The sequence below is a fragment of the Segatella cerevisiae genome (genome assembly GCF_024054555.1).
GTDB lineage: Bacteria > Bacteroidota > Bacteroidia > Bacteroidales > Bacteroidaceae > Prevotella > Prevotella cerevisiae.
The window spans coordinates 1-14,437 of the sequence record NZ_JAMXLY010000003.1; the positions used below are offsets into that span (position 1 = coordinate 1).

At 45.9% G+C, this 14,437-nt stretch carries 11 protein-coding genes and 1 pseudogene; 9 read left to right on the forward strand and 3 right to left on the reverse strand.

Going from position 1 to position 14,437, the window contains the following annotated elements:
* Positions 1 to 299: 299 nt before the first annotated feature.
* From NG821_RS01320 to NG821_RS01330, 3 genes are all read right to left on the reverse strand, one after another.
* The gene (locus NG821_RS01320; protein ID WP_252759859.1) at positions 300 to 746 is read right to left on the reverse strand and encodes a hypothetical protein; all 447 of its coding nucleotides are present in this window, start codon (positions 744 to 746) and stop codon (positions 300 to 302) included.
* A 70-nt stretch (positions 747 to 816) separates the two neighbouring features.
* Entirely contained in the window at positions 817 to 1,812 is a 996-nt protein-coding gene (locus NG821_RS01325; RefSeq protein WP_252759860.1) for a GNAT family N-acetyltransferase, read from the reverse strand.
* Positions 1,813 to 1,900: 88 nt separating this feature from the next.
* Positions 1,901 to 2,728, reverse strand: a complete 828-nt coding sequence (locus tag NG821_RS01330; RefSeq protein WP_252759861.1) for a glycerol acyltransferase — start codon at positions 2,726 to 2,728, stop codon at positions 1,901 to 1,903.
* A gap of 470 nt (positions 2,729 to 3,198) precedes the next feature.
* On the opposite strand from NG821_RS01330, the pseudogene mraZ reads away from it, so the two are divergent.
* The 9 genes and pseudogenes from mraZ to murG form a co-directional block, all read left to right on the forward strand.
* Positions 3,199 to 3,654: pseudogene (gene mraZ, locus NG821_RS01335) on the forward strand (division/cell wall cluster transcriptional repressor MraZ); the annotation flags it as partial.
* Positions 3,655 to 3,772: 118 nt separating this feature from the next.
* Positions 3,773 to 4,711 (forward strand): 16S rRNA (cytosine(1402)-N(4))-methyltransferase RsmH, encoded by a 939-nt coding sequence (rsmH, locus tag NG821_RS01340; RefSeq protein WP_252759863.1) that lies wholly within the window; start codon positions 3,773 to 3,775, stop codon positions 4,709 to 4,711.
* Complete coding sequence (locus NG821_RS01345) at positions 4,708 to 5,259, forward strand: FtsL-like putative cell division protein (RefSeq protein WP_252759864.1); 552 nt, start codon at positions 4,708 to 4,710, stop codon at positions 5,257 to 5,259. Before rsmH ends, NG821_RS01345 begins: the two co-directional genes overlap by 4 nt.
* Entirely contained in the window at positions 5,252 to 7,414 is a 2,163-nt protein-coding gene (locus tag NG821_RS01350) for a penicillin-binding protein (RefSeq protein ID WP_252759865.1), read from the forward strand. The genes NG821_RS01345 and NG821_RS01350 overlap by 8 nt, the downstream gene beginning before the upstream one ends.
* Positions 7,415 to 7,456: 42 nt before the next feature.
* The gene (locus NG821_RS01355) at positions 7,457 to 8,917 is read left to right on the forward strand and encodes a UDP-N-acetylmuramoyl-L-alanyl-D-glutamate--2,6-diaminopimelate ligase (RefSeq protein ID WP_252759866.1); all 1,461 of its coding nucleotides are present in this window, start codon (positions 7,457 to 7,459) and stop codon (positions 8,915 to 8,917) included.
* A 17-nt stretch (positions 8,918 to 8,934) separates the two neighbouring features.
* Positions 8,935 to 10,206 carry a phospho-N-acetylmuramoyl-pentapeptide-transferase gene (mraY, locus tag NG821_RS01360; protein WP_252759867.1) on the forward strand — a complete coding sequence of 424 codons (1,272 nt, stop codon included), beginning with the start codon at positions 8,935 to 8,937 and terminating at the stop codon, positions 10,204 to 10,206.
* A 131-nt stretch (positions 10,207 to 10,337) separates the two neighbouring features.
* Positions 10,338 to 11,669 (forward strand): UDP-N-acetylmuramoyl-L-alanine--D-glutamate ligase, encoded by a 1,332-nt coding sequence (gene murD / locus NG821_RS01365; protein WP_252759868.1) that lies wholly within the window; start codon positions 10,338 to 10,340, stop codon positions 11,667 to 11,669.
* 72 nt (positions 11,670 to 11,741) lie between these two features.
* Positions 11,742 to 13,055 carry an FtsW/RodA/SpoVE family cell cycle protein gene (locus NG821_RS01370; RefSeq protein ID WP_252759869.1) on the forward strand — a complete coding sequence of 438 codons (1,314 nt, stop codon included), beginning with the start codon at positions 11,742 to 11,744 and terminating at the stop codon, positions 13,053 to 13,055.
* A 226-nt stretch (positions 13,056 to 13,281) separates the two neighbouring features.
* Positions 13,282 to 14,394, forward strand: a complete 1,113-nt coding sequence (gene murG, locus NG821_RS01375; RefSeq protein ID WP_252759870.1) for an undecaprenyldiphospho-muramoylpentapeptide beta-N-acetylglucosaminyltransferase — start codon at positions 13,282 to 13,284, stop codon at positions 14,392 to 14,394.
* Positions 14,395 to 14,437: the final 43 nt, after the last annotated feature.

Genomic DNA, 14,437 nt, shown 5'->3' on the forward strand with positions numbered 1-14,437 from the left:
CAATGCAAAGCTAAAGAGTTTTAGGACTACTTTCAGGGGAGTGGAAGATGTGAAGTTCTTCTTATACAGAGTTGCACAATTATATGCATAGGCAAATTGTTAAATCCCCAAGATTAATAACTGTGCCCTCTCCTCTTACAAACTATCGTGAGACCGTTTGTAAACGGATCCACCTATTTTAATTGGGATGTAAAAGCTAACACTACAAGTACAGAGTTAGGCTGCTCCTTCCCTCTCCCTCTCATTCTATGATCGGAAAAACGGAAAGAACAGCCTGATTTTCGTAAAGCGGATATACCTTACATCAATTTATTCAGAGCCTGGCGATAATTCTGCCAATAAGTGATCTTGTCCTGAACCTTTTGCTTGTCAATAAAGCGATTGAGACGGGAATCAGAGAGTTGAGTACTCAGCAGGAAGATGTAATGGTCCACCAGATTTGCCTTTTCCTGAACGGTTTTCTTCTTAGGATAGCCCCGCTTAGCAGTTTCCTGTTCCCAAACTTCAGCATTCTCATTGATTTTCTGGCCCGTAGCCTGCAAATCAGCGACAAATTTATCCCGATAGGCTTTCTCCTCAGGGGTCATACCTGCTGCGGATTCCAATTCTGATGCACTGACAGTAGCGGTGGAAGAATCGGTAGTTGCCTGTTGTTGGGTATTGATGTTCTCATAAGTTGACTGTGCAAAGGCGCTCATAGGGAGCACTGCCAGTCCAAGTAAAACTAACTTGATTTTATTGTTCATAACTTTCTCCTTTATTTATAATTGAATATAAACGATGCGGTTCTCCAGGCCTAAAGCCTCTGACCGCTGATTATTTTTTCTTATGCAGGAAGAACATCGAATCTCTTCCTTTCGACAAGTCCAGAGCTTCCGGATGTTCCTTGATATAACTGTTGATATGCCTTACCCGCTTCTCCTGCAGAATCTCATTGACGGCGATAAGGATTCCCGTTTCTTCCACCTCTCCAAATTCATGGTTGATGGCTGTTCCGAAGACTTTCATCGTCGGACTCAACCCCATATAAGCATTGACCAAAGGTGGAATATTGTACCCCAACTCACGCACGGTATGATTGAGATTACGATAATCGTCCTTGAAGTTATCGGCTGTCAGTACAGACTTCAACTCACTTTCCGAGGTAACGCTTTTCAAAGGTGTATAGGGAACGATCAACTTATCCTTGTCTTCAAAATGCTTTTTCAGAAAATAGAGTATCAGGTCACGCCCTTTCTTGCTGAAAGACGGATACATCGTCATCTTTCCGAAGAAATACTTCAGATCAGGAATAATGACAGTCAGTGCGCCAAGACCATCCCAGAGGTTGTCGAGGGCAAAAATGCTCTTCGTATTCTTCCGGATATTCTGATAATCCAAGGAGACAAATGAACGTCCCAGTTCTACCGTACACGGCATGTATTCATCCAGGAACTTCTGAGAGAAATGGAACATATGGCTCGTTGCCAATTTAGGCTGTCCCTTGTCATCCAACTTCCAGTTTTTCCCTGCCAGGTAACGATAGCCTCCTATTATTTCATTAGATTTCGGATTCCAGACAATCAGTTGCTTATAGCAATTATCTCCTAGATCATATTCATCGATATCCATTGACTTCCCCGTTCCACCACCAGCAGTACGAAAAGCAATTTCCCTCAGTCTTCCGATTTCTTGCATGACATGAGGAGAGTCATTCGCCGTGATAATATAGATATCATTATGGCTTTTATTTGTCGTACGAAGTTTTTTCTCCGGCGTCAGTTCACTCTTAAGTACTTCTCTACTGATCGGTTGAATAATCTGTTCTTCCATTATTGGTTATGATTTAAAGATTTCCCGGAGCTCAAGGATTGTAAGCCTTTGTGACGGTACTATTATACTTCCACTGAAGAAATGGGCCTCAGAGTCGATAGACGATATCTTCCACATACTTGGCCCACTGTTTAGGAGTCTTGCTCTTATCAAACGTCTGCCACGGTATCGGCTTCCCTATTGATATTCGAAAAGTCTTACCCACATTTTTATACATCTCATCTACCAAAAACAACATGGCGAAATTAAACTTCAAATGCAGAAAACTGCATACTTCTGCTATCCGGTAGAATTTCTCCGAATTCTGCCCGCTGAAGTGAACAGGCACTACGTCACGATGGTATTCCACACTCTTTGAAATAAATGTTTTTTTCCACGGGATATCATGAACGACACCCTTGATCTTTCTAGAACAAAGTCCTGCCGGGAACATCAACATATGATAATTGCTCTGAAATCCTTTCTCCACCATAGCCGGGAAACTTCTCCCTTGAGATCCGGTCTTGTTGATACCGATACAGACGGGTCTCAAACCTGGCAGAAACAAAAGCAGGTCATTGACCAAATAGCGGAAAGCTCCGTCATAATGGTCGCCGATAATTGAGCCCAGAGCTACACCATCAGCGCCTCCCAAAGGGTGATTGGACACGAAAGTATAGACTTTGCCGTCATTCTTGTCAGGGAGATTCTCTTCGCCTCGTATTTCCAAGGTCATCCCCAAATAACGGACACAGGCCTTCAACCAAGGTGTCCCTGTCTTGTCCCGGCTCTCCCAGAGAAACCGATTCACTTCATCCAAATGAACAATATGCTTGAGCCACGATACGACGAACCGGGGAACATATTTAGATTTTCTCCCCATCTTCTGCTTGATGATCTTATCTAAGTCTATCGTTTTCTCAACCGCCTCACTCATATTTCTTTATACACTAATACTGTGCAAAAGTAGCACATGTTTTTTAAATACGTAACTTTTTACTTTAAAAAAGTGCTAAAATAATCATCTTTATCGGAAAGATTTCGCTTTGTTCAGGGCAAAAGGCTGGAAATAATAAAAGAGGTAACTTCCTGAAGGCTCGTTCAGAAACCTGTTGAAGACTTCGCAATACTGTTTTTAAGTTGTAAGGCCAAATATACCTTTAACCCAATCGTGCATGAAGGTCAAGTGTGTGTCCCCCTAGGTTTCCATAGGCAGTGAGACGCCTGATGGGCATTTCAAGTCCTGCACTTCTCTACCTATTCTATCCTTTTAGGGATGACTTGGGGAAACTCTGATACCTAGTCTTAATCATTTATATTAAGTTTTATAAAATTTGTGGTGGAAAGTGGAGGATTGTGGGGAAAATTATGTAACTTTGAACCCTGATATCATATAAAGAGGTAAGGATGAGGTTTTTAGGTCATCTTGAAGCAAAGACCGACAAGAAAGGACGGGTCTTTCTGCCTGCCGTTTTTCGTAGAGAAATGCAGACAGCAGGAGAGGAACGTCTGGTATTGCGCAAGGATATCTTTCAGCCTTGTCTGGTGCTCTACCCTGAATCAGTGTGGAACAATCAGTTGGATGCACTTCGCAGCAAACTTAACCGCTGGAACAAAAAGCACCAACAGATTTTCCGGATGTTTGTTTCTGATGTCGAACTCATCACTCTTGACGGAAACGGAAGATTCCTCATTCCCAAACGCTATCTGAAAATGGCAAACATTCAGGAGGAGGTACGCTTTATCGGTATGGATGATACCATTGAGATCTGGTGCCATTCTAAAGAGGATTCTCCATTCATGGACACCGGGGAATTTGTCAAAGACTTGCAGGACATTATGTCCACAGACACTTCTCATGAAGAAAACATGGGAAATGGGACAAAGATAGATGAAGAAGGAGAACCGTCTGCTCTCCCACAGAATAAGGATGACCAGCCCCTTTCAAAATAGAACGCTATAGTTCGTGAAAGTTTAAAACATGCAAGAATCAACTCCGTATCATATACCTGTCCTTCTGGAAGAAAGCGTAGATGGTCTCAATATCCATAGAGACGGTATCTATGTGGATGCCACCTTCGGCGGCGGCGGCCATAGTAGAAAGATACTCTCAAAGCTTGAAGGCAAGGGACATCTCTATAGCTTTGATCAGGATGAGGATGCTGAAGCCAATATCCACGGAGACTGCACTGTCGACGGGGACAAAGAAACCGAACATTTCACCTTCATCCACTCGAATTTTAGATACTTGAAGAACTGGATGCGCTACTATCATGTAGAGGCCATTGACGGACTTTTAGCTGATCTGGGTGTCTCCAGTCACCTTTTCGACGATCAAAGCAGAGGTTTTTCCTTCCGCTTCAACGGGCCTTTGGACATGAGAATGAATACGAAGTCGGAGACGACTGCCGCAGACATCATCAATAATTATGATGAGGAACGGTTGTCGGATGTTCTCTACCTCTATGGAGAACTGAAGAATGCGCGCCGGATCGCCTCCGTTCTGGTCAAGGCTCGTGCACAGAAACGAATTGTCACGACCCAAGACTTGCTCGACAAAGTAGAGCCGCTCTTTAAAAAAGACCGAGAAAAGAAAGACATGGCAAAACTCTTCCAGGCTCTTCGGATAGAAGTCAACCACGAGATGGCAGCCTTGACTGAACTGTTGCTCTCTGCCGAAAAACTACTCCGGCCCGGAGGGCGGTTGGTGGTCATCACCTACCAGTCTCTCGAAGACCGGATCGTCAAAGACATTATGAAATCCGGCAATATCAAAGGTAAAATTACTTCTGATTTCTACGGACAGATCAATACGCCCTTCAAACTGATAAACAATAAAGTGATCACTCCAGACAAAGAGGAACTGGAAAGAAACCCCAGAAGCCGAAGTGCAAAACTCAGAATTGCAGAAAAGAAATGAAAGGAATTTCAAACAGCAATCAGAACAAAGATAAGGATGAAGGCCTGAAAAAGACAACACCCTTAGATGCCACAGCTCAACCGAAAACTGCGAAGAAGGAGGCTGAAGCCCAATCGGCTGCAAAGGGGCAGGAAACTGCCTCAACTGATTTGAATGATGGAAAGACATTTCAGGAAACTATCGCTCAGGAAGCAACAGAATATGAAGCCCCGCACTCCTCCAATTTCACGCTGAAGAAAATTCTCGGTGGAGATATTCTCAATGCCACATTCATCCGCAACCAAATGGGATTGATCTTGCTGATCGTCGCTTTCACCATCATCTATATCTCTAACCGCTACGGCATTCAGAAAGACCTCATCGAAATCAACAACCTGCAGACAGAATTGCAGAACGCTAAATACCAAGCTCTGTCCAGCAGTAGCCAACTGACTGAAAGAAGCCGCGAAAGCCAGGTTCTGAATCTTTTGAAAAATAATAAGGACAGCGATCTGCATATCGCTAACCAACCTCCTTATATCATCAACGTTCCTGATAAAGATGAATAATTTCGAATCCAAGAAAGTTATGCCCCGTTACAGGGCCATTGCTATTCTATTGGCACTGACAGCCCTTGTCATCTTAGGCAAGACCATCTATATCATGACCGCAAAACATGATTACTGGATGAAGGTGGCAGACCGAGTCAAACGCGACTCTGTCTGTGTCAGGCCAAATCGAGGGAATATCCTCAGTTGCGACGGCCAACTGCTCGCAAGCAGTCTGCCGGAATTCAAGATATATATGGACTTCGTCGCCTTGCACCAAGCACATAATGATTCGCTTTGGAATGCAAAAGAAGATGCAATCTGCAGGGACCTCCATAAAGTGTTCCCTGAAAAAGGCGTGGGTTACTTCAAACTCCATCTCGAAGAAGGACGGGCCAAAAAAAGCAGGCACTGGCCGATCTGGGGAAAACGGATAGACTATACGACCTTTACCCATATCGCAAGTTTCCCGGTCTTCCGTCTGTCACCTGACAAGAGCGGATTCCATTGGGAAGAGTTTGACGCCAGGAAACGATCTTACGGTTCTCTTGCCAGTCGTACGATCGGGGCAATGTTCGGAGCAAAAGACACAGCTAGATTCGGTCTGGAACTGTCCTACGACTCTATCTTGAGAGGACAAAATGGAATCGTACATCGCCGGAAGATCAGGAATAAGTTCCTGAACATTACTGACACGCCTCCTATAGATGGGGCTGACATTGTCACTACACTAGATGTCAATATGCAGGACATTGCGGAAAGAGCTGTTGTCAACGAACTGAAACAGGTCAACGGGAACGTCGGTGTAGCCATCGTCATGGAAGTCAAGACCGGAGACATCAAAGCCATCGTCAATATGGAGAAATGCTTTGACGGAAAATATAGAGAGCTCAGGAATCATGCCGTGAGCGACTTGCTCGAACCTGGGTCTGTATTCAAACCTGCCAGTATTATGGTCGCTTTGGATGACGGTGTCGTCGACACCACTTATCGCGTCAATACCGGTAACGGCGTCTGGAATATGTACGGAAGACAGATGAAGGACTTTAACTGGAGACGTGGCGGATTCGGCGTTCTGACTCTTCCCCAAACACTATGGTACAGTTCCAATGTGGGAGTCAGCCGGATTATCGATGACCATTACCGGAATGACCCTGAGAAATATGTCAGAGGTATTTACAGGACCGGTATTGCAGACAATTTGGGAATCCCGCTTATCGGTGCTACACCGGCCCGGATACGTATGCCGCACAAGAATCACCACGGGCAATATGACAACTGGAGTCGTACGGCACTGCCTTGGATGAGTATCGGTTACGAATCTCAAGTGCCGCCGATCTCGACCCTGACCTTTTACAATACTATCGCCAATAATGGTGTCATGATGCGTCCGAGATTTGTACAACGTGTTGTCAAGGATGGTAAAACCATTATGGAATTTCCACCGGAAGTCATGAGACAACATATCTGCAAGGAGAGCACACTTCGCAAGATTCAGACCATCTTAAGACAGGTCGTCAGCGTAGGCCTCGGAAAGAAAGCGGGATCCAAATCCTTCGAAGTTTCAGGCAAGACCGGTACGGCCCAGATATCCAAAGGTTCAGGAGGTTATAAAGTGGGAGGTATCAACTACCTGTTGAGTTTTGCAGGCTATTTTCCTTCCAATGATCCGAAATACAGTTGTATCGTCTGCATCCAGAAAACCGGTTTACCGGCATCAGGAGGCGGAATGAGCGGAGTCATCTTCCACGACATCGCAGAGGGTATCATGGCACAGAACCTGAAACTGGATGTGAGCGCAGCACGGGATTCCTCGTCTGTCCTCATACCGGACGTAAAGGCAGGCAATATTCTGTCTGCAGACTATGTCCTCTCCCATCTCGGCATCGCTGTCAACTCTGACTGGAGCGGAAGTTATGCTGACGGGAATCCGGTCTGGGGGAAGACCAAGAACATCAACAACCACAAACTTGCCCTCTACAAGACCCCACTTTACAGTAAGTCACAGATTCCGGATGTTCTCAATATGGGCGCCCGGGATGCCGTCTACCTGATCGAGAGCAGAGGTGTAAAGGTTCGCCTGCACGGCACCGGAAAAGTAGTACGGCAGAGTCTGCCTGCAGGACACAAGATTCGCAAAGGCGAGAGTTGTGACTTGACATTGGAGAACAAATAAGACTTATCACAATAATCAGGAAAATAATACAGCATCATAATTATGAAATTATCAGAATTATTAAAGAACATCAAACCGATTCAAATTATCGGTGATGCAAACATTGAAATCAAAGGTGTCCAGATAGATTCCAGGAAGGTGCAGAATGGATTCTTGTTTATCGCAGAAAGAGGCACCCAGGTAGATGGTCATCTTTTCATCTCTAAGGCCATTGCCTCCGGAGCCACAGCAGTACTCTGCATTGATCTGCCGAAGCAACTCCCTACCGGCGTCACATTCGTACAAGTCGCAGATACAGAAGATGCAGTAGGCAAGGTGACCACCTTATTTTATGGTGACCCTTCCAGACACCTCACCCTCGTAGGGGTTACAGGTACGAATGGAAAAACGACCATTGCCACCTTATTATATCATTTGTTCCGTAAATTCGGTTACAAATGCGGACTGATGTCAACCGTCATCAATTATGTAGACGACACGCCCTATCCGGCTGACCACACGACACCAGATCCCATAGAACTCAATCAACTCCTCGCGAAAATGGTTGAGGCTGGGTGCCAGTATGCCTTCATGGAATGCTCTTCGCACGCTATCCATCAGAAAAGGATCGGCGGCCTGAAATTCAAAGGCGCACTCTTCACCAACCTTACCCGTGACCATCTGGACTACCATAAAACTTTCGAGAACTACCGTAATGCCAAGAAGGCGTTCTTCGACGGACTGACCAAGGATGCTTTTGCCATCACCAATGCTGATGACAAGAACGGTATGATCATGGTTCAGAACACGAAGGCTACGATCAAGACCTATTCCATCAACAAGATGGCAGATTTCCGGGCTCGGATACTGGAGTTTCATTTTGAAGGAATGCTTCTCGAAATCAATGGAAAGGAAGTAGCCGTACAGTTCATAGGCAAGTTTAATGTCAGCAACCTTCTTGCCGTTTACGGTGCAGCAGTCATGCTGGGCAAGAAACCGGAAGACGTTCTCGTGGCCATGAGCACGCTCCACAGTGTCCGCGGGCGTCTCGAACCTGTCCATTCACCGGAAGGGTATACAGCCATCGTCGATTATGCTCATACGCCTGATGCCATCGAAAATGTTCTGAATGCCATCCATGAAGTGCTGAACGGAAAGGGAAGGATCATTACCGTTTGCGGCGCAGGAGGCAACCGGGATAAGGGCAAGCGTCCGCTGATGGCCCAAGAGGCTGTCAGACAGAGTGATCAGGTCATTATCACTACAGACAATCCCCGATTTGAAGAGCCGCAAGCTATCATCAATGATATGATGGTAGGACTGAATGACCAGCAAAAGAAGAAGGTCATCACCATCGTCGACCGCAAAGAAGCAATCAAAGCGGCCTGTGCGATGGCCAAAAAGGGAGATGTTGTCCTCGTCGCAGGAAAAGGTCATGAGACCTACCAGGATGTCAAGGGTGTCAAGCATCACTTCGATGACCGGGAAGTACTGAGAAACATCTTTGGTATTCCTAATAAATAATTCCTAACAAAGAAAACATGTTATATTATCTATTCAGATTCCTGGACCAATTTGGAATTTCCGGCTCACGCCTGTGGGGCTACATCTCATTCAGAGCCTTACTGGCACTGATCTTGTCATTGGTCATCTCAGCGTGGTTCGGAGAGAAATTCATCAAATTTCTGAAACGCAAGCAGATCACAGAGACTCAGCGTGACGCCAGCATTGACCCATTCGGTGTCAAGAAGGTCGGTGTCCCGTCTATGGGAGGAATCATTATCATCGTCGCTGTCCTGATACCTGTTTTGCTTTTAGGGCGTTTACGGAACACCTATCTGCTACTGATGATCATCACAACAATATGGCTGGGATTTCTGGGTGGCATGGATGATTTCATCAAGATCTTCAGGAAGAATAAGGAAGGTCTGAAAGGAAAATATAAAATCTTCGGGCAGTTCAGTATCGGACTGATTGTAGGACTGGTGCTCTGGGCCTCTCCTGATGTCAAAATCAACGAGAACCTTGCCGTCGAAAAGCAAAACGGACAGGAAGTCGTCATCAAGCACCGGATGCAGGCGCGGAAATCACTGAAGACAACCATCCCATTTGTCAAAGGCCATAACCTCGACTATTCCAGGGTCATGAGTTTTTGCGGCAAACATAAGGTTGCAGCAGGTTGGATACTCTTTGTCGCCGTCACGATCTTTATCGTCACAGCCGTTTCCAATGGAGCCAACCTGAATGACGGCATGGACGGGATGTGTGCCGGCAACTCGGCCATCATCGGCGTGACACTCGGCATCCTCGCTTATGTCAGTTCGCACATCAACTTGGCAGCATACCTCAATATCATGTATATCCCGGGGGCGCAAGAACTGGTCGTGTTCTTCTGCGCGTTCGTCGGTGCCCTTATCGGATTCTTATGGTATAATGCCTATCCGGCACAGATATTCATGGGAGATACGGGGTCTCTGACGATCGGAGGTATCATCGGTGTCGGCGCCGTCCTCATCAAGAAGGAACTCTTACTCCCTATCCTATGTGGTATCTTCCTCGTAGAAAGTCTGAGCGTCATCGTGCAGGTCTACTATGCCAAAGCAGGTACCCGCAAAGGTATCAAGCAAAGGATTCTGAAACGTGCCCCACTCCACGATCATTACAGGACACAACTCAATCAACTCGATGCCAACACGCACTATCTGATTAAAAATCCGAAGACGGTGTATCACGAGTCTAAAATTACGGTCAGATTCTGGATTATCTCCATTATTCTCGCCGCATTGACAATCATCACCCTTAAAATAAGGTAAGGAATCTATAAGATAGTTCTAGACCGGAACCAATGAAGGGAGAATCCCCCGATCAGGACACTCACAAAACTTATCCTGGCATTCCAAATTCCGGTCTGTCGATTTTATTATAAAGTATAAACTTTGCAGTTATGAGTAGAATTGTTATATTAGGTGCAGGAGAAAGCGGCAGTGGCGCTGCTGTCCTGGCCAAGAAAGAAGGTTTTGACACGTTCGTCTCAGACAGTGGAAAAATCAAAGACAAATATAAGAAACTCATGAATGACCACGGCATCGTCTGGGAAGAAGGGCAGAACTCGGAAGACAAGGTCCTCAATGCCGATGAAGTCATCAAGAGTCCGGGTATTCCGAAGGAAGCCCCAATCGTGCAGAAACTGATGAAACAAGGTACACATATCATCAGCGAAATCGAATTTGCCGGCAGATACACCCACTCCAAGATGATTTGCATCACCGGGAGCAACGGCAAGACCACAACGACCTCTCTGATCTACCATATCTTCAAGAAAGCGGGATATGATGCAGGGCTGGCAGGCAATATCGGAAGGAGCCTTGCCTTGCAAGTCGCTGAGGATCCGCATGAATACTATATCATCGAACTCAGCAGTTTCCAGTTGGACAACATGTATGATTTCCATGCCAACATAGCCATCCTCCTGAATATTACGCCAGACCACCTCGACCGGTATGACTATAAATTCGAGAACTATGCCGCAGCCAAGATGCGCATCACCCAGAATCAGACCAAGGACGATCATTTCATTTATTGGAATGATGATCCTGTCATTGCAAGGGAACTGAAGAAATATGACATCAAAGCCATCCAATGCCCATTCTCAGAGTTGAAGGAGAAAGGCTCCATCGGTTATATCGAAGACGGACAATACCATTTGGAATATCCTACTCCATTCAATATGGAACAGGAAGAACTGAGTTTGACAGGCAAGCATAACATCTACAACAGTCTGGCTGCCGGACTCGCCTCTAATATTACAGGGATAAAGAAAGAGGTCATCCGCAAGAGCCTGAGTGATTTCCCGGGAGTCCCGCATCGCTTGGAAAAAGTGTGCAAGGTAGGCGGAGTAGAATACATCAACGACTCAAAAGCTACGAATGTGGATGCCTGTTGGTATGCACTGGAGAGCATGAAGACACCTACCATCCTCATCCTCGGCGGGAAGGACAAAGGCAATGACTACGGCCATATCATGGAGCTGGTCAAACAGAAATGTGTAGGACTGGTCTACCTGGGGAAAGACAATACGAAACTGCACAAGAATTTCGACTCACTGGGACTGCCTGTCCGTGACACTCATAGCATGAAAGACTGTGTGCAAGCTTGTTATGAAATGGCTAAGCCCGGAGAGACTGTTCTGCTGAGTCCCTGCTGCGCCAGTTTTGACCTTTTTACGTGTATGGAAGACCGCGGAGACCAATTCAAGGCTCTAGTCAGAAATCTGTAAAGGTTAGCCCCTTCCCTCTGCCGGTATAGGTTAAAGGGGAAACGGGGCAAAGTGAAAAATATTTCAATCCACATGACAACCAACACAAAAAACATAAGAAAGGATATAAACAATATCTTCAAAGGCGATAAGGTAATCTGGATGGTATTCTTCTTCATCTGCCTCATCAGTATAACCGAAGTCTATTCGGCTTCGAGTTCCCTGAGTTATAAAGGAGGAAACTACTGGAGCCCTGTCTTGAAACATGTTGGAACACTCATCATAGGATTGTTCTTTATGGTGGTCACACTCAATATCCCGTGTAAATACTTTAAGATTTTCACGCCCTTCCTGCTCATCATTTCTTTCCTCACACTGATATGGGTGCTCTTTACCGGACAATCGACCAACGGGGCACAGCGCTGGATGAATTTCATAGGAATCGAATTCCAACCCTCCGAAGTTGCGAAGGGGACTATGGTGCTGGCTGTCGCGCAAATTCTCAGCGCCATGCAGACAGACAAGGGGGCAGACCGAAGGGCTTTAAGGTATATACTGATTGTCAGTTTGTTCATCATCCTGCCCATCATGATGGAGAACCTGTCTACGGCAGTACTCCTGTCAGCCACGATTTTCTGTATGATGTTCATCGGTCGCATCCCCGGTTATCAGTTAGGAAAGTTAATCGGTGTCGTCATGCTGGTCTTCTTTATACTTTTCAGTTCTATCATGATTCTGGGGAACGACAAGACTCCGCCAAAGAACAAGACCTTGACGGAAGCAGTATCCAAGAAGCAAGAGAAACCAGGGTTCTTCGGAAAAGTTTTCCACCGTGCTGACACTTGGAAATCGCGTATCAACGGTTTCTTCAACAGCAAGGAAGTGCCCCCTGAGAAAGTTGATCTAGACAAAGACGGGCAGAAGGCACATGCCAATATTGCCATTGCGTCCTCCAACGTTATCGGAAAAGGACCGGGAAACTCTGTGGAAAGGGACTTCCTGTCACAAGCCTTCTCCGACTTCATCTTTGCGATTATCATCGAGGAAATGGGCATAGAAGGAGCCGTATTCGTCGTACTCCTCTACCTGATACTGCTCTTCAGGACTGCGAAGATCGCTAACCGTTGCGAACACAACTTCCCCGCATTTCTGGCTATGGGACTGGCCTTGCTCCTCGTCATACAAGCCATATTCAACATGCTCGTAGCCGTAGGACTGGCACCTGTTACCGGGCAACCTCTGCCCCTCATCAGTAAAGGCGGTACATCAACGGTGATCAACTGCGTCTATGTGGGAGTCATCCTGAGTGTCAGCAGGTTTGCAAAGAAAAAGAAAGAGACTCTCGAGGAAGGGAATCTGAATCTCCAGAAAGGAATGAACACAAACCTGTCTGCATCGCATGTTTAAGTAGCCAAGGTACAAGAAATCAGATTAGAAGATACAAAATATACCATTACAGGGAATTCCGGCAATCGGTTAAGTCAAAGAAATACACTCGAAACAGGGTTGTCCGAAAAGTAAGGAAGGGGAGGACAAAAACTCTCTATCACCTGCAAGGGACTGAAATAAATGCACAAAAATTACCAAAACAATTTTTTTTTGCTTAATTTTGCGAAATAAACAACACGAAACAATGGACAAAGAACTCAGGATTATCATCAGCGGTGGCGGAACGGGAGGTCATATTTTCCCGGCCATTTCTATTGCTAATGCAATAAAATCCAAACGCCCCGATGCAAAGATACTCTTCGTGGGCGCTCAGGGACGGATGGAAATGCAACGTGTCCCCGCAGCCGGATATGAGATCAAGGGACTTCCGATCTGCGGGTTTGACCGCAAACATTTGTTAAAGAACATTATTGTTCTTTTCAAGATCTTCAGAAGCGAGCAAATGGCCAAGCGCATCATCAGGAAATTCAAACCTATGGTGGCTGTAGGTGTTGGTGGCTATGCCAGCGGTCCTACGTTGAACGTATGTGCTGAAAAGGGTATTCCTTGCCTAATTCAGGAGCAAAACTCCTACGCAGGAGTGACCAACAAACTCCTCGCCAAGAAAGCAACTAGAATATGTGTAGCTTATGAGGGAATGGAACGCTTCTTCCCTAAAGACAAAATTATAATGACAGGAAACCCTGTCCGGCAAAATGTCATCAATACTGACCTGACTCAGGCAGAAGCACGCAAGGAATTCAAATTGGATCCGAATAAAAAGACCATTCTGCTGGTAGGGGGAAGTTTGGGCGCAAGAACCATCAATGAGAGTGTGAGCCAACACCTGGACATGGTGAAGAATGCCAATGCACAACTCATCTGGCAGACCGGGAAATATTATTTCAAAGATATGCAGGCTACCGTAAAGGCATTTGGGCAACCGGACAACTTGTTCGTAAGTGATTTCATCAGCGATATGGGTGCAGCATACAAGGCTGCAGATCTGATCATCAGTCGTGCCGGAGCCAGCAGTATCAGTGAATTCTGTCTGATCGGTAAACCGGTTATCCTCGTCCCCAGTCCGAACGTTGCAGAAGACCACCAGACGAAGAATGCCATGGCACTTGTCAATAAAGACGCTGCCGTCTATGTCAAGGATGCCGAAGCACCTGAGGTATTACTGAAGGAAGCGCTCGAACTGGTCCAGAATGACGAGAAACTCCACTCCCTAAGTGAGAACATCAAAAAACTGGGACTGAAAGACTCTGCAAATGTCATTGCCGATCATGTCATTCAACTGGCATTGGGGAAATAACCTGTCACTTTCAGAGAACTAAGAGAAATAACGAAGAATAAGT